The organism is Paenibacillus pini JCM 16418, assembly GCF_000576305.1.
Lineage (GTDB): Bacteria > Bacillota > Bacilli > Paenibacillales > Paenibacillaceae > Paenibacillus_AQ > Paenibacillus_AQ pini.
Map to the genome: position 1 here is coordinate 123,567 of NZ_BAVZ01000005.1, position 19,144 is coordinate 142,710.

General features: G+C 43.4%; 19 protein-coding genes. 16 read left to right on the forward strand and 3 right to left on the reverse strand.

Annotation, left to right across the window (positions count from 1 at the left end; translation table 11 throughout):
• Positions 1-147: 147 nt before the first annotated feature.
• From JCM16418_RS09625 to JCM16418_RS09690, 14 genes are all read left to right on the forward strand, one after another.
• Positions 148-894: a YveK family protein gene (locus JCM16418_RS09625; RefSeq protein WP_036648130.1), complete on the forward strand. Its 747-nt coding sequence runs from the start codon at positions 148-150 to the stop codon at positions 892-894.
• 192 nt (positions 895-1,086) lie between these two features.
• Complete coding sequence (gene galU / locus JCM16418_RS09630) at positions 1,087-1,974, forward strand: UTP--glucose-1-phosphate uridylyltransferase GalU (RefSeq protein WP_036648398.1); 888 nt, start codon at positions 1,087-1,089, stop codon at positions 1,972-1,974.
• Between the two features lie 11 nt (positions 1,975-1,985).
• The gene (locus JCM16418_RS09635; RefSeq protein ID WP_036648132.1) at positions 1,986-2,675 is read left to right on the forward strand and encodes a sugar transferase; all 690 of its coding nucleotides are present in this window, start codon (positions 1,986-1,988) and stop codon (positions 2,673-2,675) included.
• A gap of 39 nt (positions 2,676-2,714) precedes the next feature.
• On the forward strand, positions 2,715-3,656 hold the full coding sequence (locus tag JCM16418_RS09640; RefSeq protein WP_036648134.1) for a GDP-L-fucose synthase family protein: 942 nt from the start codon (positions 2,715-2,717) through the stop codon (positions 3,654-3,656).
• A gap of 12 nt (positions 3,657-3,668) precedes the next feature.
• A complete protein-coding gene (gmd, locus tag JCM16418_RS09645) occupies positions 3,669-4,667 on the forward strand; it encodes a GDP-mannose 4,6-dehydratase (RefSeq protein ID WP_036648137.1) in 999 nt (332 codons plus the stop codon).
• A gap of 10 nt (positions 4,668-4,677) precedes the next feature.
• Entirely contained in the window at positions 4,678-6,099 is a 1,422-nt protein-coding gene (locus JCM16418_RS09650; RefSeq protein ID WP_081765385.1) for a lipopolysaccharide biosynthesis protein, read from the forward strand.
• Positions 6,092-6,937: a glycosyltransferase family 2 protein gene (locus JCM16418_RS09655; RefSeq protein ID WP_052020176.1), complete on the forward strand. Its 846-nt coding sequence runs from the start codon at positions 6,092-6,094 to the stop codon at positions 6,935-6,937. The genes JCM16418_RS09650 and JCM16418_RS09655 overlap by 8 nt, the downstream gene beginning before the upstream one ends.
• The gene (locus tag JCM16418_RS09660; RefSeq protein WP_036648139.1) at positions 6,891-7,784 is read left to right on the forward strand and encodes a glycosyltransferase family 2 protein; all 894 of its coding nucleotides are present in this window, start codon (positions 6,891-6,893) and stop codon (positions 7,782-7,784) included. Before JCM16418_RS09655 ends, JCM16418_RS09660 begins: the two co-directional genes overlap by 47 nt.
• Positions 7,781-9,043 carry a hypothetical protein gene (locus tag JCM16418_RS09665; protein ID WP_242403766.1) on the forward strand — a complete coding sequence of 421 codons (1,263 nt, stop codon included), beginning with the start codon at positions 7,781-7,783 and terminating at the stop codon, positions 9,041-9,043. The genes JCM16418_RS09660 and JCM16418_RS09665 overlap by 4 nt, the downstream gene beginning before the upstream one ends.
• A gap of 2 nt (positions 9,044-9,045) precedes the next feature.
• Positions 9,046-10,347, forward strand: coding sequence for a hypothetical protein (locus JCM16418_RS09670; RefSeq protein WP_242403767.1), 1,302 nt, complete (start codon positions 9,046-9,048; stop codon positions 10,345-10,347).
• A 7-nt stretch (positions 10,348-10,354) separates the two neighbouring features.
• Positions 10,355-11,608: a glycosyltransferase family 4 protein gene (locus JCM16418_RS09675; protein ID WP_036648141.1), complete on the forward strand. Its 1,254-nt coding sequence runs from the start codon at positions 10,355-10,357 to the stop codon at positions 11,606-11,608.
• Between the two features lie 35 nt (positions 11,609-11,643).
• The gene (locus JCM16418_RS09680) at positions 11,644-13,008 is read left to right on the forward strand and encodes a sugar phosphate nucleotidyltransferase (RefSeq protein ID WP_036648144.1); all 1,365 of its coding nucleotides are present in this window, start codon (positions 11,644-11,646) and stop codon (positions 13,006-13,008) included.
• 67 nt (positions 13,009-13,075) lie between these two features.
• Positions 13,076-13,561: a VanZ family protein gene (locus JCM16418_RS09685; protein ID WP_052020177.1), complete on the forward strand. Its 486-nt coding sequence runs from the start codon at positions 13,076-13,078 to the stop codon at positions 13,559-13,561.
• Positions 13,558-14,538, forward strand: coding sequence for an LCP family glycopolymer transferase (locus tag JCM16418_RS09690; RefSeq protein WP_036648148.1), 981 nt, complete (start codon positions 13,558-13,560; stop codon positions 14,536-14,538). The genes JCM16418_RS09685 and JCM16418_RS09690 overlap by 4 nt, the downstream gene beginning before the upstream one ends.
• A gap of 48 nt (positions 14,539-14,586) precedes the next feature.
• Here the strand turns inward: JCM16418_RS09690 and JCM16418_RS25765 are convergent, their stop codons facing one another.
• A complete protein-coding gene (locus tag JCM16418_RS25765) occupies positions 14,587-15,378 on the reverse strand; it encodes a hypothetical protein (protein ID WP_242403768.1) in 792 nt (263 codons plus the stop codon).
• A 107-nt stretch (positions 15,379-15,485) separates the two neighbouring features.
• Positions 15,486-16,388, reverse strand: a complete 903-nt coding sequence (locus JCM16418_RS25770) for a glycosyl hydrolase family 28-related protein (protein ID WP_242403769.1) — start codon at positions 16,386-16,388, stop codon at positions 15,486-15,488.
• 495 nt (positions 16,389-16,883) lie between these two features.
• On the opposite strand from JCM16418_RS25770, the gene JCM16418_RS09700 reads away from it, so the two are divergent.
• Both JCM16418_RS09700 and JCM16418_RS09705 read left to right on the forward strand, forming a co-directional pair.
• Positions 16,884-17,798 carry an ABC transporter ATP-binding protein gene (locus tag JCM16418_RS09700; RefSeq protein WP_036648150.1) on the forward strand — a complete coding sequence of 305 codons (915 nt, stop codon included), beginning with the start codon at positions 16,884-16,886 and terminating at the stop codon, positions 17,796-17,798.
• Between the two features lie 13 nt (positions 17,799-17,811).
• Positions 17,812-18,576, forward strand: a complete 765-nt coding sequence (locus tag JCM16418_RS09705) for an ABC transporter permease (RefSeq protein ID WP_256203048.1) — start codon at positions 17,812-17,814, stop codon at positions 18,574-18,576.
• 123 nt (positions 18,577-18,699) lie between these two features.
• Here JCM16418_RS09705 and JCM16418_RS09710 read toward each other — a convergent pair whose 3' ends face one another.
• Positions 18,700-19,125 carry a bactofilin family protein gene (locus JCM16418_RS09710; protein WP_036648155.1) on the reverse strand — a complete coding sequence of 142 codons (426 nt, stop codon included), beginning with the start codon at positions 19,123-19,125 and terminating at the stop codon, positions 18,700-18,702.
• Positions 19,126-19,144 lie beyond the last annotated feature (19 nt).

Here is a 19,144-nt window from a genome sequence, read left to right on the forward strand (position 1 = left end):
CAAAATTGGGCAAAAAGACTTATTTGTCGCTTGACATGATACAATTCGTATCATATATTAAAACTGAATTTGATACATTTTGTAGCTAAGTCTATCGTTTTATAGTAGCAAAAAAGGAATAGTCAATCAGATGGGGGCGACATTCGGATGGAATCGGAACTAAAAGAATACATGCATATTGTCAAAAAGAGGCTGTGGCTCATTTTGTTGATTGTATTGGTCATTAGTGCGGCCACAGGTGCTTACAGCTATCTGATGGTTAAACCGCAGTACGAAGCGAACAACAAGTTTATTGTTACCAACAACCAGATTGATCCTAAGACGGGTCTAAAAAGTAATGACGTGGATATGGGAATTCGGCTTGTGTATACATACAAAGAAATTATTTCAACAACAGCCATTTTGGAAAAAGTTGTCGCAGGATACCCTCAGCTACATTTAAGCACTAGTAAGCTACTTAACATGATCAAGGTGGATACCGTTAATGATACACCTGTCATGACGATCGCTGTACGTGATTACAGTTATGCCAATGCTGTAAAAGTTGCAAATGCTGTATCAGAAGTATTCAAATCAGAGGTTCCTCGTATTGTACAGGCAGGTAAAATTACGATCCTGTATGAAACGATAGATAATCCCGATCCCGTGAACCCAAGCCCTATGATGTATACGATTATTGCCTTTATTGCATCGTTAATACTCTCCATTGGCCTCGCGTTCTTACTCGAATACTTGGATGACTCTATTAAAACAGACAGAGATGTAGAAGCTGCGCTAGGTCTGACTACACTTGCAATGATTAAGCATATCAAACCTAAGGATCTACGCCAAAAGGGCTCAGCCAAGTCTAACCGCAAACCTGCAAAAGATCTTAGTGCAAGCTTAAATCGGTAGAAGGAAATACGCTTCGCGTCAGCGACGCAAAAGGTGATGTCTACTGAACCTTTACCAACGTAGGCACTCGACTATGCTGTAGGCAACCGTAGAGGTGCCTTAGACGTCAATCGTCGCTAGTGTAGTGTGAGGCAGGGTTGAATGCCCATGAAATATGAAATTAAAGCTGAGTTTGTGACAGGAGGAAAATGTATGGCAAAAGTTAGAAAAGCCATTATTCCCGCAGCAGGTCTTGGCACTAGATTTCTGCCTGCTACGAAGGTTATGCCTAAGGAAATGCTTCCTATCGTGGATAAGCCTACGATCCAGTACATTGTGGAGGAAGCCATTGCATCGGGAATAGAGGACATTATTATTGTAACGGGTAAGGGGAAAAGGGCAATCGAGGATCATTTTGATCATGCCTTTGAACTAGAACAGAAATTATTTGAAGCTCGTAAAATGGATTTGTTAAGAGAGGTTCAGCATCCTTCGCATCTTGCAGATATTCATTATATAAGGCAAAAAGAGCCGAAGGGTCTAGGACATGCAATATGGTGTGCACGTAAATTCATAGGCAATGAACCATTTGCTATTCTACTTGGCGATGACATTGTCAAAGCGGACAAACCTTGCTTGCAACAGTTGATGGAACAGTATGACCAGACGGGCCATTCCGTTATTGGTGTCAAGCCAGTTCCAATCAATGAAGTGAATCGTTACGGTATTATTGCTCCTGGCGAGAACCAGAATGGATTGTACAAGGTGAATTCTTTGGTAGAGAAACCGTTAGCTGAAAATGCACCTTCACAATTAGCTATTATGGGACGGTATATTCTTACTCCTCAAATCTTCGATTTTCTTAATGAGATGGAAGTGGGCGTGGGCGGCGAAATTCAACTGACAGATGCAATACGGAAACTAGCAGCCATTGAAGATGTGTTTGCTTACCATTTCGATGGCGTACGTTATGACGTTGGTGAGAAGTTAGGATTCATCCTGACAACGCTAGATTTTGCAATGATGAAGGATGATCTACGCACGCCACTGCTCATTGCGATGGAGCAAATGCTGAATCACTATAAAGCGCCTGTATTATAGGTGGACTTATCATGAGTATGAAACCTTTGGAAAAGACGATGGAAGTCGGCCAGTTCAGTAGTGAAGTGTTTCCAGTTTATCAGAATAAGGGAAGAACCCGTTTTGAATGGATCAAGCGGATTCAGGATATCGTATTGTCTTTGTTGGGTATTCTTATACTCTCCCCAGTATTTATAATTATTGCACTATTTATTAAAGCTGAGGATCCTAGAGGACCCATTTTTTTTGCTCAGGTCCGCGTTGGTAAGAATGGAATACCGTTTCGAATGTTCAAATTTCGTTCCATGGCCCAGAATGCTGAAGAACGACTTGCTGAGCTAATTCATCAGAATGAAATCCATGGCGCAATGTTCAAAATGAAAAACGATCCTAGGGTTACTCGAATTGGGCGAATCATTCGGAAGACGAGTATGGATGAACTGCCTCAACTGCTTAATGTGTTGAGAGGCGAGATGAGCCTCGTGGGCCCAAGACCTCCCTTACCTCGTGAAGTTAATGATTATACCCCTTATGATATGCAGCGGCTGATGGTTATTCCTGGCTGTACGGGATTGTGGCAGGTAAGCGGAAGAAATCATGTTGGATTTCATGAAATGGTGGAGCTGGATTTGAAGTATATCCGCGAGCAATCTTTTACCAATGACCTGCGGATATTACTGCGAACCGTCAAGGTTGTCCTTGGTTCAAATGATGCTTATTGATACCAATTATAGACGCAGCAATTAAAGGAGACACCAGTTATGAATAAGGAATCGAGAATTTATGTTGCGGGTCACCGTGGTCTAGTGGGTTCCGCGATTGTCCGAGCGCTGAGCAATCAGGGCTATGGGAACCTAATCTGTCGAACTAGTCAGGAGCTTGATTTACGTGATCGGCAACAGGTTGATCGGTTGTTTAGCGAGGAGCACATCGACATCGTGTTTCTAGCCGCCGCGAAAGTGGGCGGTATTGTGGCAAATCATGAGTATCCTGCTGATTTTATTCGTGATAATCTCCTGATTCAAACGAATATCATTGACGCGGCATATCAGAGCGGAGTGGAAAAATTACTATTCCTCGGGTCAACTTGCATTTATCCTAAGCTCGCTCCTCAGCCATTGAAGGAAGAATATTTGATGACAGGTGAGCTAGAAGCTACTAACGAGGCTTATGCGGTTGCTAAAATTGCCGGTATTACGATGTGTCAGTCTTATAATCGCCAATATGGTACGAATTATATCTCTGTTATGCCAACCAATCTCTATGGACCAGGGGACAATTTTGACTTAGAGAAATCCCATGTGTTGCCTGCGCTACTTCGAAAGGTTCATGAAGCGCAGGAGCAACAATTGCCACAAGTTGAAATTTGGGGGACGGGCACGCCCCGTAGAGAATTTCTACATGCGGATGACTTGGCCGATGCTTGTTTATTTCTAATGGAGCATTATGAGGGCAATGAAATTGTAAATATCGGCACAGGGGAAGATATCTCAATTCGAGATTTGGCATCCCTTATTCAGTCCGTTGTTGGCTACCAAGGTGAGTTCAAGTTTAATACAGATAAGCCTGATGGAACCCCGAGAAAGTGGGTGGATGTTTCCAAGCTGAAGTCACTTGGCTGGAGTGCTCGTATACCACTTATTGAAGGGTTGAAATCGACCTATGAAGATTACAAAAGTGAGCTTCAAACTATAAGCAAATAATGGAGGATAACGATGAAGAAAGCCTTGATAACTGGGGTTACAGGTCAGGACGGATCCTATTTAGCGGAATTTTTACTTGAAAAAGGTTACAAAGTATATGGCATGCGTCGTAGAACAAGTACGCCGAATTATGAAAATGTCCATGCGATCAAGGATCAAATTGAATGGCTATCTGGCGATTTGACGGATTTGGCCTCCTTAATGGAAGCTGTACGTATTTCACAACCGGATGAAGTTTACAACTTGGCTGCTCAGTCCTATGTGGCTGCTTCATGGCCGCAACCCCTTGCGACAGGACATATGACCGCGCTTAGCGTAACGAACATGCTAGAAGCAGTACGAATGATGAAGCCAGATGCTAAATATTATCAGGCATCCAGCAGTGAAATGTTCGGAAAAGTGCAGGAAACACCGCAGAAAGAAACGACATCCTTCTATCCACGCAGCCCTTATGGTGTTGCGAAAGTGTATGGCCACTGGATTACGGTCAATTATCGTGAAAGCTTTAATATGTTCGCTTGCTCAGGGATTCTGTTCAATCACGAATCACCGCGTAGAGGTCATGAGTTTGTGACGCGAAAGGTAACCGATGCAGCTGCTCGCATTAAACTCGGTGTACAGAAGGAACTTCGAATCGGTAATCTTGACGCTTTAAGGGACTGGGGATTTGCTGGAGATTACATCAAGGCAATGTGGCTGATGCTACAACAGGATGAGCCTGACGATTATGTCATTTCTACCGGTGAGATGCACTCTGTTCGTGATCTGCTTGAAATTGCATTCTCACATGTGGGACTGGATTATCGTGATTATATTGTAATGGACCCACAGTTTATGAGACCCGCAGAGGTTGATCTGCTACTTGGAGACTGTTCGAAGGCAAAGCAGCAGCTGGGCTGGATACCTGAAGTAAGCTTTGAACAATTGATCCATATGATGGTGGATGAAGATTTGAAGCGGGTAAAGGCGGAGCACCGATATTATGAGGAGTTATCAGGTGTGACGGTGTAGGGAGCGCTGAATGATGAAGAGTTCGATGGTGAATCTGATGAGGAATCGGGTGGTAAGCGGCGGGATTTGGACGTTTATTGGGAGAGCTGTTTTTGCCTTTTCAGCTTTACTAAGCAATATTCTGTTATCCAGGCTACTAAACTCGACCGAGTTTGGAACATATATGCTTGCGTTCAACATAGCTTTCTTCGGCAATATTATCGGTATTCTCGGTTTGAATCAAAGTATTATTCGCTTCACCACAGAAAACCTGAAACTTAAGCGGTATTCACAAGCAAAGCGGGCCGTTTATATTTCACTTCGTCTTGGACTGATTGGTGCTGTGGTGACAATGCTGCTGTATATTGTGCTTCAGCAGTTTGTTTTGAGTCATTTTACGGACTCTTTGCTCCTTGGAAAAGTGGCATTATTTACTGGAATGTGGATTGTTGCCAGCGTTATTCAACAGCTTATTGGCGAAACCTTTAGGGGGCTTCATCATGTTAAGCTGGCAGCTTGTTTCGGCGGGGTACTAAGCAATGTGCTTTATATTGGATGTTTAGGCACTGTCATGCTGCTGGGTATACATCAGCTGCATTTATCTACGGTCGTATTCATGGTCAGTCTAACCTTGTTACTTAATTGTCTACTCGGTGCATTGGTGCTACGGAATAGATTGAAGCTACTACCGCATGATGACAATGCCCGAGTACCGGAGGTTGAGCGGGTCAATAGATCTATGATATTCAGAGTTTCTTTTCCAATTATGCTGTCCAACGTGGCTGTGTTCTTCTTGACCTCAACGGATCTCTGGATACTCGGCATCTTCAAAAATGCAGATCAGGTAGCGATCTATGGATCAGCAGTTAGGCTAATTGCCACGATTAATTTCTTCGGTGTCTTATTGAACCTTGTCATGGCTACGGTTATTTCAGATAAGAATGCATCCGGCCAGTTGAAGGAGCTCGAGAAGACAGGTAAATCAGTGACAACCTTACTTACACTTCCGGCAATTGTGCTGGTTTTGATCTTTATCTTATTTGGTAAAACCATTCTTGGCATTGTATTTGGTCCTTTTTATTCACAAGCAGAGTCCATTCTTATCGTCCTAAGTATAGGACAGGTTATTAATTTGCTCGTAGGTCCGTCAGCACTCATCCTGACATTGACTGGCAATGAGAAATCCATGTTGAAAATTGCTTCGTGTACAAGTGTTGTTACCATAGTTGGAGCGATATTAGCTGCTAAATACTCGAATTCAACAGGAGTCGCGTTAGTTATGCTTATGGGTCTAGCTATCCAGAACGGACTCATGCTGATGACAACGAAGAAAAAACTTGGAATTATGATCTATTTCAGTCCGGTATTGCTCTGGAGAGGAGCGCAGGCCGGATGGCGACGGATCTATTTCAGAATGAAAAAAAAGCCAAGGGAGCCGGTATTAAATGAATAATGCACCGCTAGTTATAGAGGTGCAGCGGGAAAAAGAGTCCTTTTCCATTGTTACCGTATGCATGAACAATCTTGAGGGGCTGCAGCGAACCTGGGAGAGTGTGAACATTCAAGAGTTGCAGGAGTGGGAGTGGATCGTTGTAGACGGTCAGTCAAATGACGGTACACTCTTATTTCTAAAGAGTCTTCAGGATAGCAGAGTTACTTATATTAGTGAGCCAGATGATGGGCTTTATGATGCAATGAATAAGGGGATCGAGCTGTGCAGCGGTCTGTATATCCTCTTCTTGAATTCTGGAGATACCCTCGAAAGTAGAGACGTATTGAGGTTGCTAGAAGAGCAGGCTATCAGGCATCAACTGCCGGATATACTTTACGGCGATTCGCTTGAACTTACAGACGATCAGCAGTTGCTCTATAAGAAGGCGCGTTCTCACCGGACTATATGGTATGGGATGTTTACACATCACCAGTCCATCATGTACCTAAGATCACGTATCCGCAATATAAGGTACCGACTTGAATATCCGATTGGTGCCGATTACGGATTTACAGCGGAGCTGATGATTAGTGGCGCAGTATGTGTATATGTGCCAATCCCAGTTTGTATTTTTGAGCAGGGAGGTATTTCGTCCGTGAATCATATCCGGGGGGAAACCGACCAGTGGTATATCCGTCAACATATTCTTCGTACATCGTGGTTAACTCGGATGATGATTCGAAGCCTGCATTTTGGGGTGCGGGTGATGAAGAACAAGCTTCCCAAATATTATAAAAAGGTGCGATTTTCATATGGTAAACAAAATTCCAGTATCCGTCATCATCATGACCAAAAATGAGGAAAAGAATATACGTAAATGTTTACTATCCGTGGTTGATTTCGCTGAAGTTTTTGTGGTTGATTCGGGTAGTACCGATCAGACGCAGTCGATATCAGAAGCTATGGGTGCAACGGTTGTTGATTTCCAGTGGAATGGTCAATATCCCAAGAAGAAGCAATGGTGTCTTGACTACCTTCCCTTTCAAAATGATTACGTGCTATACGTCGATGCGGATGAAGAAGTGACGGCTGAACTTGCAGCCGAGATCAAAGGCCTATTCGCTAACGGAGCACCACTGAACGGTTATTTTGTCGGATTCGACCTCGTCTTTATGAATAAAGTACTGAAGTTCGGTCACCGGATGTTTAAGCTCGTACTTCTGAATCGTCATGCGGGTCATTTCCTTGATTATAATGATTTGAATGCATCAAATATGTGGGAAGTTGAAGGCCATTACCAACCGCAAATCGACGGGAGTACTGGGGTGTTAAAGTCCAGCATGGTCCACTATGACCATGATTCACTGTTTGATTATTTCGCGAAACATAATCGTTATTCGGATTGGGAGGCAGTTGTTCGCTCTAATGGAGCGATGAGCAATTTGAATGAATCTCAGATCTGGATCCGAACACTGCAAAAGCGTATATTTCATCAGCTGCCTCTGAAATGGGCTGTCTCTTTTCTTCATTCTTATGTGATGAAACTGGGTTTTCTAGATGGAGCGGCTGGGTTCCATTATGCGTTTGCGAGGTGCGTCTATTACTGGCAGATCGGCATTAAAATCAAGGAGCTTCGTTATCGCACAGAACAAGCCCTGGGAGCGGAACTCGAAGGCGACCTGAGAAAGGTACATGAGGGCGCATGAATTCCAAGGCGGCTGTGAATGCCGCGGTCTCCCCCCATCTGGCTACCATTACAGTAGGGAAGAAAACGTTAAGCAGCTATGCGTTTATCGCTGGCTTGCTCATTTACGCCCTCTATAGTGCACCGTTTCCAGCAAATCCGGGACTAACGGAATTTATGATCGCATCCCTGTTTATGTTGTTTGTGAATATACCAACAGGCATTCTGGTCATGAGTGGTGGGTTTACGATTTACCAGAAATATGGGTTGTTCCCCGTATGGATACATGTTGGTTTTTTTCTGTTGTTGTGGTGGGGGCTTTACAATGGCGGAGTCGTCTATCATTGGCAATTAAGTGACATTGTTAGGGATCTAATTCCCTGTGTTTATATTTTTGTTCCACTGCTTTTACTACCCGCGATGCAGCGTTCTAGGCTGAATTGGCAGCTTGTGTTCCCATGGGTGCTGTCGGCCGTGGGCGTTATCCTATCGATCCGTTTCTTCTTCGTTGTTGGCATTTCACCTCTAGATATCGGAAAAATGTCTTATTTCGATAATTTCTTATACCTGCCGTATGATCCTACCGTTTCTTTTGCTGGCATCTTCTTGCCCATCATGGCTGTACATACGTGGAAAAGTACGAGTTTCTTCCGTTGGATGGGTAGTTTGCTAATGATAACAGGAGGATTCCTATGTCTCGGTTCATTGATGGCAGTTGCGCAAAGAGCGCCTCTTGGAATGGCAGTATTTAGTTTCTTTATCTACTTCATGCTCAGTTCACGAAAGTCACTTAAGAAAATGATTCTGTTCTTAATCATACTCATTACAATTAGTGTGCTTGCTAAAGATCAAATCGTTGATTCCTATGACCTATTGGTAGCCAAACAGGAGAATTACGGCGCCAATGGCAAGACCAATGAGATGCGAGCAGTGTTGAATGAGACTTCCGATTCGGTTTACTCCTTGCTGTTTGGAATCGGATGGGGAGGGTTGTTCTTTGACCCGACCTATCAATCTGAAGTTTCGTTCACCCATTCGGCAGTAACATTCTTCCTTCTTAAAGGCGGAGTGCTTGGTGTCTTGATCTTCTTGTATTACTTGTCATGGATAACCTATAAATTGTTGCAAAATATGAAGATGAAGCAGCTCCCTTACCTACTATCGGCGATTGTTCCTTTAACGATCGGACTCGTCTTTCAGCCGAGCTTTAAGACGCTTACGTACGGAATGATGATTACCTTTCTTTGCTTATTATTCTCCAAGTCTCAGGAAGGGATCTGAAGATGATGAATCATAAAATGGCGCTACAGACCGGTGTTAGAGAAATCCGCATGATAGAACAGGATAATAAGTGGTTCGGAAGCATGGCCTTCATCATTGCGCTACTTTGCTATGCCATATTCAGTGCCCCTTTCCCGGCTCAGCCTGGGATAGCGGAAGCAACCATTGGCAGTCTTCTTGTTCTATTCGTAACTATTCCTACAGGTCTAATCGTTATGACAGGCGGATTTACATTGTATCAACGTTATAGGACGGTGCCGATGTGGCTGCATCTAGGTTTTTTCATGCTGCTGTGGTGGGGGCTATTTAATGGAGGTGTGATTCATTCATGGGATGTAACAGATATCGTGAGAGATATTATCCCATGCGTGTATCTCTTTGTTCCATTGATGCTACTTCCAGCTATGAATCGGACGAAGTATAACTGGCTTAAGATTTTCCCATGGGTTATCGCTTTCATGGGTGTGATTCTGTCTATGCGATTTTATAATGTCGCTAACATGTCACCACTGGATGTAGGCAAAATGTATTTCTTCGATAATTACCTGTACCTTCCTTATGATCCCAGCGTAATCTTTGCAGGCATTTTTCTACCGTTGATGGCTATTCATACATGGAAAAGCAGTAAGTTGTACAGCTGGGTATTCAGCTTGTTCATGCTAGTCGGTGGCTTTCTCGCATTAGGCTCGCTAATGGCCGTAGCTCAGCGTGCTCCATTAGCCTTGGCGGCACTTAGCTTCTCAATCTATTTTCTAATCATCTCGCGTCGTTCGCTTAAAAGAATGCTGCTGCTCGTTATCGTTTTGCTCGGAGTAGGTGTACTGGCGCAACAACAAATCGAAAGCTCTTACCAGTTGCTTATAGATAAGCAGGAGAGCTTCGGGGCGAACGGAAAGACGGATGAGCTTGCCGCTGTCATTAAAGAGACATCGCAATCATCTTTCTCGCTCATGTTCGGTATGGGGTGGGGTGGCTTGTTCCATGATCCAGCCGTAGAGTTCGTAGAAGTATCATATACCCATTCTGCGATGACGTTCTTTCTGCTTAAGGGTGGCATCTTTGGTGTCGTTATTTTTCTAGCGTATGTGCTGTGGATTTCACGAAATTTGCTACGTAGCTTGTCGATCAAGACCCTACCGATTGTCTTATCCAGTTTTATGCCCGTCATCATTGGGCTGTTCTTCCAAGTGAGCTACAAGACGCTGTCTTATGGGATGATTCTCACTTTGATGTGTTTGCTCTATAAGCAGCAAGTTGAGAAGAAGGCAGTTGGGACTACTGAAAAATTGATGAAACATGGGTGAGGACTGAATGGAGAAGAAAAAAATAATCTTTGTAGCGAACTACTTTTATCCGGATTATGCATCTACGGGTCAGTTATTAACGGAGCTGTGCTTGTCACTCCAGACTCATTTCGATATCACTGTGATCGCGGTACAACCGGAGATAATCCCGGCTGCATCAGACAATAAGAAGACAAAGCGTAAGCTCTTTGAGGAAGATACGTTAGAAGATATAACCATCGTGAGGCTTAGAACACCTGTGGTAGACAAAGGTAATAAGCTGAGCCGTCTTAAGTTTATTATGGTGTATTTTCTCATGGCTTTGGTTGCGCTTGTCCGAATTCATAAGGTAGATCTTATTTATACGATTTCTTCTCCTCCGATTCTGGGTGGATTAATAGGTGCATTCGGCAAGGTTCTTAAGCGCACCAAGCTAGTATATAACATCCAAGACTTCAACCCGGAACAGGCAGAGGCCATTAGTTACACGCGCCAGAAGTGGATATTCAAACTTGCACGAAGTGTTGATAACCTTAGCTGCCGTTTATCCAATCATGTCATTACGGTTGGATCGGATATGCAAGAGACATTGGTCAATCGTTTTAATGGTAAGAAGGTACCGGATAATAGTGTGATTAACAATTGGACGGATGAACAGGATATTGTACCACTCAGCAGCAATCATCCCATGGTAAAGCAATTTAAGGTGAAACATGGACTCGAGAATAAGTTCATCATTATGTATTCGGGTAATCTAGGTCTCTATTATGACTTGGAAAATATTATACGTGCGACAAGTGAGTTTAAGGAATATTCGGAGGTTCAGTTCGTGTTCATTGGAGAAGGGGGAGTCAAGAAAAGTATGCAGCAATATGTGCTGGATGCTGGTTGTAAGAATGTGACGTTCTTACCTTTTCAGCCCAAGGAGACGATTAAATATTCTCTTAATGCCGCGGATGCACATTTAGTTGTGAACCAAAAAGGAATCAAGGGCGTGTCGGTTCCAAGTAAGATCTATGGGGTCATGGCCGCAGGTAAACCTGTAATTGGTGTGCTTGAGAAGGGGAGCGAAGCGGCCTCTTTAATAGAAGCTAGCGGTTGTGGTGTCGTGACTGAACCTCAACTTTATGCCGATATGGTTCAGAAAATCGAAGATTTGGCACGCATGGACCGTGAAGATTTAGAACAAATGGGACTGGCTGGCCGTGCATATCTAGAAGAACACCTGGCGAAGCAGACATCGATTGATAAATATAAAACGCTCCTTCAATCGATTTCCTAATCATTGAAGGGTAGCGCAAGGGAGAGATTTCAATCATGAAAGTGATTTTATTGTCAGGTGGATCGGGAAAACGGCTGTGGCCTCTGTCTAACGATCTAAGGTCGAAGCAGTTTCTTAAGGTGCTGCCAGGTGTTAGTGGGGACAAGGAATCGATGGTTCAGCGAGTGTGGAGACAAATTACGGAAGCTGGGCTTGCGAAATCTACGTTCATCACAACGGGCAAAGCGCAGGTCGAAATGATTCGAAGTCAATTGCCGTCACACGTTCCTGTCGTAGTCGAACCTGAGCGTAGAGATACGTTTCCTGCGATTGCATTGGCTGCCGTATATTTATATTCAATCGTTGGAGTTAATTTGAATGAGACGGTCGTGGTTTTACCCGTAGATCCGTTTGTAAATGAAAATTTTTTCAGTAAGGTCAAAGACTTAGATGATGTTCTGCATCATTCAGGTGCGGATGTTGCATTGATTGGTGTGAAGCCTACCTATCCGTCTGAGAAATACGGATACATTGTACCGGAAGAGGGAACCTCGCCTCATGACTCCTTTCGACGCGTGGCACAGTTCAAGGAAAAACCATCGGAACAAGAAGCTGAAGCATATATCCGGAAGGGCGCGATATGGAACTGCGGGGTATTCGCATTTAAGCTTAATTATGTAATCCAACTGTTGATCGATCACGGGCTTCCGATTCAATATGATGAAATTAGCAAGCAGTACAAGAAACTTACCCAAATTAGTTTTGACTATGAAGTGATTGAGAAGGCGGAGCATGTCGTTACCGTTTCGTATGAAGGGGAATGGAAGGACTTAGGCACTTGGAACACTCTGACGGAGCAGATGGAGGGTCATATCACAGGAAATGGAATGATCAGTGAGGATTCCTATGGAACTCACTTGATCAATGAATTAGATATTCCGGTTGTCGTATTGGGATTACCTGATATCGTAGTGGCGGCAAGTCCAGATGGTATCCTCGTGTCTGATAAGGCATCTAGTCCAAGGCTTAAAGAACTTATTCAGAATATAGAGCAGCGCCCAATGTATGAGGAACGTAGATGGGGCTGGTATCGCGTGCTGGATTATCAGAAAGTAGATGGAGGACGGGAAATTCTTACGAAGCGTATCCGAATTCATGCCGGACAAAATTCTAGCTATCATTATCATTTTCATCGCGATGAATTCTGGACCATTGTTTCAGGGACGGGTGAAGTCATTATTCAAGACCGTTTACAGAACGTTAAATCCGGAGATGTATTAAAGATTCCAGCTGGAACCCTGCACAGTATACGAGCCTTTGAAACACTGGAGCTCATTGAGGTTCAGTCTGGTTCTGAGGTTGTAGAGGAAGATACTGTTCGATTAACAGTAGAATGGGCAGAGATGGTGCCGTTGGTATAGTTTACGTGGAAGGTGACGACAATTGTTAACGAGGAAGCGGTCTAGCCGAAGAAAATATACATTATATATGATTATTGCTGCCTGTTGGGCTGTATTGATCTTCATCTTATCATCGCAGACGCATAACAGGCAGAATTTGCAGCCATGGTTACAGCAACATTTGCCTATAACAGCCATTGAAAAGCATTTTGCATCCTTTGAATTTTATTATGGTCGTGAAAAAATAAGTATGAAAGACTCGGGAGCAGCTGGGCTCATCGAGTTTCTCATCCGTAAGCTGGCACATGTTGTGGAATACGCAATCCTGGGAGGACTGCTATTTCAACTCTTGCGCAAAGGGCTGCGGTTTAGCGTAAGTATATCCTTTTTTCTGGCGCTACTGTTCTGCGTTCTCTACGCTAGCTCGGACGAGATCCATCAGTTATTCACAGCAGGAAGAAATCCTAAAATGGCAGACGTCTATCTGGATACCGCGGGTGCTTGTCTTGGCATGAGCCTGGTCAGTCTATTCAGCTGGATACGAAGCAGAAAGAGAGGCAAAGCCATCGAATGAAAAAATGGATTGTCATTTCAACAGTTGCTTTTTCGGTTCTCGTTTTAGGCGCTGCAAGCTATGGAGTTTATATTTACGAAACAGTGAAGTCAACAGCGAATCAGATTTATGAGGCTAGGGATCCGGTAGTGGTTCCTGTCTCCTCTCAGAAGGACAACCGAGCAGCCCCTGCGCCCACTGCTGGCAACGGACGGACTTCACCAACAGCAACGCCAGCGGTGAATATGGATCATAAAGAGCCCTTTACTGTGCTTGTCCTAGGTGTCGATCAGCGTGCCCATGATCGTGGACGCTCGGATGCTATGATTCTACTCGCCGTGAATCCTGAGAAACAAAAGATATTAATGTTCAATATTCCACGGGATACACGGACAGAAATTATGGGTCATGGTACAACGGACAAGATCAATCATGCGTATGCATTTGGTGGCGTGAACATGTCTGTTCAGACCGTTGAGCATTTCTTGGATTATCCGATTAATTATTACGTCAAGGTTAATATGGAAGGTTTCGCTAAGATCATAGATTCTCTAGGCGGAGTTAATGTGAACAATCCCTTTGGTTTTCAGTATGAAGGTCATAACTTTGCTAAAGGGGAACTAACGCTAAATGGATCGGAAGCACTTGCTTTCTCGCGTATGCGATATGATGATCCTAGAGGGGATATGGGACGGAATGCACGTCAACGCGAAATTCTAAAACAGGTAATTCAAAGTGCACTGAAAGTATCGAATATTCTCAATATTCAATCGGTCTTAAATGAGGTGGGAGATAGCGTACGCACGGACATTACGTTTGATGATATGAAGTCCTTTATTAAGGATTATCGTTCAGATATTAAATCCATTGATCAAGTAGAAATACAAGGGAAAGGTGAGATGATTAACGGAATTTGGTATTACATGGTCTCGGCAGATGAACAGAAACGAGTACATCAGATGCTTGAGGATCATGTCCAGAAAAAAGCGGTGCCGTGAGAATTTCACACGGACACCGCTTTTTGATATGCTCGTTCAAGAATTGCATTAGCCAATGACCACCCACTGATAGGAGTCCTGTGCATTTTTTTTGCAGAAATATAGCCTATCCTCTTGACCGTTACCGCCCTCAATTCTTACGAATTTACCTCTATAATCGCTGTTTGCAGGTGGCAGAGTAGTGGAGGGTTTAATCGAGAGGACTGTAGTCTCAGATACTTCGCTAAATATTTTGGAGACAGCCTGTGCATCAGAGCCGTAAGGAATCTGACTCACGATATTCGGAATTAAATAAATGGCATAGATGTTGAAATCTACAGGTTCATAGATAACGAGGTCAAGGATGGTGGTACTTTGCTTCTTCAAGGTCCGGTTCATCGTAAAACGTTCGCTTCCACTGGGTAGTATGAGCGTGAGATCGTTGGTATCCCCACCTAAATCGATAAATATAGGAGATGATTTGCCGGAGTTGTTACTTCCGACCAGTACAAAAGTGTAAAAATCGTATTTGTCCGCATTCTCAGTTAACTGGAAGCGAATTTTTTGTTTGGTTCCATTTAAAGATAACTTTATTCGAGAGCCGGAAGTCGGAAGTTGGATGAAGGAGAAACTGCTGTCTGGTGTAGTAGATTGTGGAGAAGCCGTACTCGAGGCAGCGTAAAGGGCAGGATTCTTCAAAATGTTGTTGCCCGCAGTCCCTATGACAGGAACCGAACGGCGCTCCGTTAAATAAAAGCTATCGCGAAATGGCGTATTATCTTCAAATTGATCAAACGTTACACAGCCGACGGGATCCTTAAATACTGGACCGTGTGTAGTATTTGGATGATTAGATTGCACGCGATAGTTACGTGCGCCAACACGAATGTTTGTTGAAAATGTAGAATTTGGATCTACAATGACGACATAACCTTTATTCGTATTGTAGTCCGTGATGGCATAATGATCTAGGCGACAGCGTCGATCAGGACATCGGATGAGTGATTGTATATCCCTACAAAAGTCTCATAAGTCGCTTCAGCATGAGATTCTAGAATAGAAACGGAGTGAGAGTTATCGAGTTTAATGAGTGGCGCTTTCATTACATTGTTAGACGCAATAGCCTCTTTCTTAACCATCTCTTCTGTCCGTCCATTCGCCGGATCTGCTGGAGGAACCTGCTGTTCAGTCCGTTCAAAAGCACATGCAGTAATATGCGCTCCATAACAATTGACGAGTTCAAGATGAGAGAAATTACGTACAGAACGTGAGAAGAAGCAGTTGTCAAAGGTGATGCACAGAGGAATGTCTTCAATTCGGACACCTGTACCGAGGTAGCCCGTTTCCTGCCAGAATCGGCAGTTACGGAATGATACCATATACGAGCCATAGCCGGCGGTACTATTCTCTTGAGACCGCATCCCTTGAATGTACACTCCGTATTTACCAATCCCGCATGCGCTTGAGAAGAAGCGCTCAAACATTTGATGAGCCCCCTGAGGCAGATATATCCCGCCCCCTTTGGCATGGTTAATATAAAAGTCCTGAAAGAGAATGGATTCAGCGATGTCTTTATCGCTATAGATAGCGTAATTAGTTCCTGTATATATTAGTCCGCTATCATACATGCCGTCACCTATCATCTTGATTCCAGTTCCTTGTGTACCGCTTGTATTGGGCCTGACTTGTAGTGGTAACACGAGGGTTTTGGTGATTTTGTAACGTCCCCTTGGCAAGTACACCGTGGTGTAAGGTCCGGTAGCACAAGCATCAATCGCCTTCTGGATAGCATTTGTATCATCCGCAGTACCATTACCCACAGCCCCAAAGTCCATGACATTGGCGCGGTAATCTGTAAATAAATTTGCCATTCGCCCACACACATCCCTTCTTTAAATGATTGATTACCGAAGCCGCATCGTGGTATAAATCTCTCAGATTGCGAGTTCCTCATATACGATATTCATGAACATAGATTTAGGTGTTTGCTAAAACGACAAGTAATCAATGAAATCCTTGACATTGAATGATGAATGATGTAGATTTCTGGTATTGATACAATACGTAACGTATATATTATTTTTGATACATTTTTATACATAACTAATTGATATTGTCCTTGAAAGGAAGATGAACAATTTGAACGATCAGGAGTCTGTGTACTGCCTGTTTTGTGAACAGATTGTGCCTGTATTTGATACACAGTATATATTCCGGACGGGTTTTTACCGCACGTTCATTCCGCTCGGTTATTGTCAAAACTGTTGCAACGATACAAAAAAAGGACTCAAATCCCATAATATGGGCCATCCAGATAACAGTTATGCTACAATTGGACGATAAATGAGAACAAAGGAGTGAAGTGAATGCAGCAGCAGCAACCTGTGGTTCGGCTGGAAGGCGTTACTAAGAAAGTTTCTTCGAAAACGTTGGTTGAGAACGTGACACTTTCCATTCCTCCAGGTCAGGTTTTTGGTTTCCTTGGACCGAATGGTGCAGGTAAAACAACGACCATTCGAATGATGGTGGGTCTCACTTCCATTACTCAAGGCGACGTTATTATTGATGGTATAAGTATTAAGAATCAGTTCGAACAGGCGATTATAAATGTAGGAGCAATTGTTGAAAATCCTGAAATGTATAAGTTTCTGACAGGGTATCAGAATCTTCGACATTTCGCTCGAATGATGTCTGGAATTACAGATGAACGAATTCACGAAGTCGTACAGCTCGTTGGATTGTCTAAACGAATTCATGAAAAAGTACGAACCTACTCACTAGGTATGAGACAGCGACTTGGTGTTGCGCAAGCCATTCTGCATCGGCCGAAGCTACTTATTCTGGACGAACCTACGAATGGTTTGGACCCTCAAGGCATTCGTGATTTACGCGATTATCTGCGTCAGTTATGCCGGGAAGAAGGAACAACCGTTTTCGTGTCCAGCCATTTGCTGTCCGAGATGGAACTGATGTGTGACAGTGTTGCTATCATTCAGAATGGGCGCTTAATTGATGTACGTGTGCTTAAGGATGAGAATTCCAATGAATCAACGACTGCGGATGTGGCTTTTGAGGTCGACCAGCCGCAGCAGATGGTAGACATCCTTGGAATGGGAATCATACGAGACCAAACAGTCATTTTACAACTTGGAAAAGAAGATATTGCTGTAACAAATGCTAGGTTGGTTCAGAGCGGAATCAAGGTATACGGTATTGAAACGGTAACCCGATCACTCGAAGACCAATTCTTGGAAATGACGGGAAGTGATCAAATTGGGTAGCTTTATCAATCTTGTGAGCAATGAAAATATGAAGATTTATCGCAGGGTTCGTACATGGGTCATGCTGGGAATTCTTGTTCTAATCAATTTGGGACTTCCATTCTTGTTTTCATTAACAAGTTCGGAAACACCGCCCAATATGTGGGAAAGCTTCGTGATGACAATGACCTTTAGCTTCTTCTTGAATACGATTTTCTCAGTGATTATAGCTTCAGATTCAGTGGCAGCTGAATTCTCATGGGGAACGATTAAACTGTTGCTCATTCGTCCATGGAGCCGCTCCAAAATTCTATTATCCAAATACATAGCTGTTATTTTGTTTAGCGTATTCGGAACGGTCTTGTTATTTAGTGCAAATTATATTTCATCGGCTATTTGGTTTAATAGTCATTCACAAACAACCTTTATCATTCCACCTGATTATAACGCATCCAAATTTGCTTTGCTTACGTTGCTATGTAATTATGTAAACCTATTTATGACAGTTGCTTTGGCATTTATGATATCCACAGTATTCCGTACGGGTGGTTTAGCCATCGGATTATCACTGTTTATTATGTTTACTAAAGGAATTTTTACAGTACTATTTGATCCTGATAAATATGTATGGGCCAATTTCCTACCATTTAGTCATATGGATCTTAGTGTTTTTATCACGTCAAATACCGGACTAGGGGGCGTGTCGCTGCCGTTCTCAATTAGTGTACTTGCAGTGTACTTCCTAATTTTTGTGGGAATTGCGTGGTTTGTATTCAATAAACGTGATGTAGCAACTTAGATAGAAAGCTTCGCAAATGAAGCCCGCACAGCATGAGGGTGTGTTACTCGACCCTCCATGTTGTGCGGGCTTTTTAACTAAATAGTAGGATAGGGGGCATACTTACATGCTAGGAGAAGAGGACTAACCTGCCTCTGGCCGTAGATAAGAGGGTTCAACTACTACTGACGACTCCTCTGAACTCGTATCCCGAGCTCTAGTATGCATTAGGCTGGCACCGTGCAGGATGGCGCCTTCTGCAATGATTAGAGCGGAAGCAGATAACACATCACCGGTCAGTTGACCCGTAGAGGTGATTGTCAGCTTCTGATCTGCGTGGATATCGCCATAAACTTGGCCAGCAATGATGACTTCCTTGGCATGAATATGGCAACGTGCCAGTGCGCTTTCTCCCACAATCACGCTGCCTTGGCTTTCAATTACACCGATGAAACTACCCTCAATCCGAATATTACTTTCACCACTAAGAGTTCCTTCAATTACTGTACCTTTCCCGATTAGAGTATCCGTCGCTTGGGGCGTATGCCTTGAAGATTTGAATTGCTTCATAGGGATTCCTCCTTAGGTA

Excerpts from the sequence above, each read along its gene's own strand:
- JCM16418_RS09625 (WP_036648130.1), top strand. The coding sequence starts at position 148 with ATGGAATCGGAACTAAAAGAATACATGCATATTGTCAAAAAGAGGCTG.
- galU (WP_036648398.1), top strand. The coding sequence starts at position 1,087 with ATGGCAAAAGTTAGAAAAGCCATTATTCCCGCAGCAGGTCTTGGCACT.
- JCM16418_RS09635 (WP_036648132.1), top strand. The coding sequence starts at position 1,986 with ATGAGTATGAAACCTTTGGAAAAGACGATGGAAGTCGGCCAGTTCAGT.
- JCM16418_RS09640 (WP_036648134.1), top strand. The coding sequence starts at position 2,715 with ATGAATAAGGAATCGAGAATTTATGTTGCGGGTCACCGTGGTCTAGTG.
- gmd (WP_036648137.1), top strand. The coding sequence starts at position 3,669 with ATGAAGAAAGCCTTGATAACTGGGGTTACAGGTCAGGACGGATCCTAT.
- JCM16418_RS09650 (WP_081765385.1), top strand. The coding sequence starts at position 4,678 with ATGATGAAGAGTTCGATGGTGAATCTGATGAGGAATCGGGTGGTAAGC.
- JCM16418_RS09655 (WP_052020176.1), top strand. The coding sequence starts at position 6,092 with ATGAATAATGCACCGCTAGTTATAGAGGTGCAGCGGGAAAAAGAGTCC.
- JCM16418_RS09660 (WP_036648139.1), top strand. The coding sequence starts at position 6,891 with ATGGTAAACAAAATTCCAGTATCCGTCATCATCATGACCAAAAATGAG.
- JCM16418_RS09665 (WP_242403766.1), top strand. The coding sequence starts at position 7,781 with ATGAATTCCAAGGCGGCTGTGAATGCCGCGGTCTCCCCCCATCTGGCT.
- JCM16418_RS09670 (WP_242403767.1), top strand. The coding sequence starts at position 9,046 with ATGATGAATCATAAAATGGCGCTACAGACCGGTGTTAGAGAAATCCGC.
- JCM16418_RS09675 (WP_036648141.1), top strand. The coding sequence starts at position 10,355 with ATGGAGAAGAAAAAAATAATCTTTGTAGCGAACTACTTTTATCCGGAT.
- JCM16418_RS09680 (WP_036648144.1), top strand. The coding sequence starts at position 11,644 with ATGAAAGTGATTTTATTGTCAGGTGGATCGGGAAAACGGCTGTGGCCT.
- JCM16418_RS09685 (WP_052020177.1), top strand. The coding sequence starts at position 13,076 with ATGATTATTGCTGCCTGTTGGGCTGTATTGATCTTCATCTTATCATCG.
- JCM16418_RS09690 (WP_036648148.1), top strand. The coding sequence starts at position 13,558 with ATGAAAAAATGGATTGTCATTTCAACAGTTGCTTTTTCGGTTCTCGTT.
- JCM16418_RS25770 (WP_242403769.1), bottom strand. The coding sequence starts at position 16,388 with ATGGCAAATTTATTTACAGATTACCGCGCCAATGTCATGGACTTTGGG.
- JCM16418_RS09700 (WP_036648150.1), top strand. The coding sequence starts at position 16,884 with ATGCAGCAGCAGCAACCTGTGGTTCGGCTGGAAGGCGTTACTAAGAAA.
- JCM16418_RS09710 (WP_036648155.1), bottom strand. The coding sequence starts at position 19,125 with ATGAAGCAATTCAAATCTTCAAGGCATACGCCCCAAGCGACGGATACT.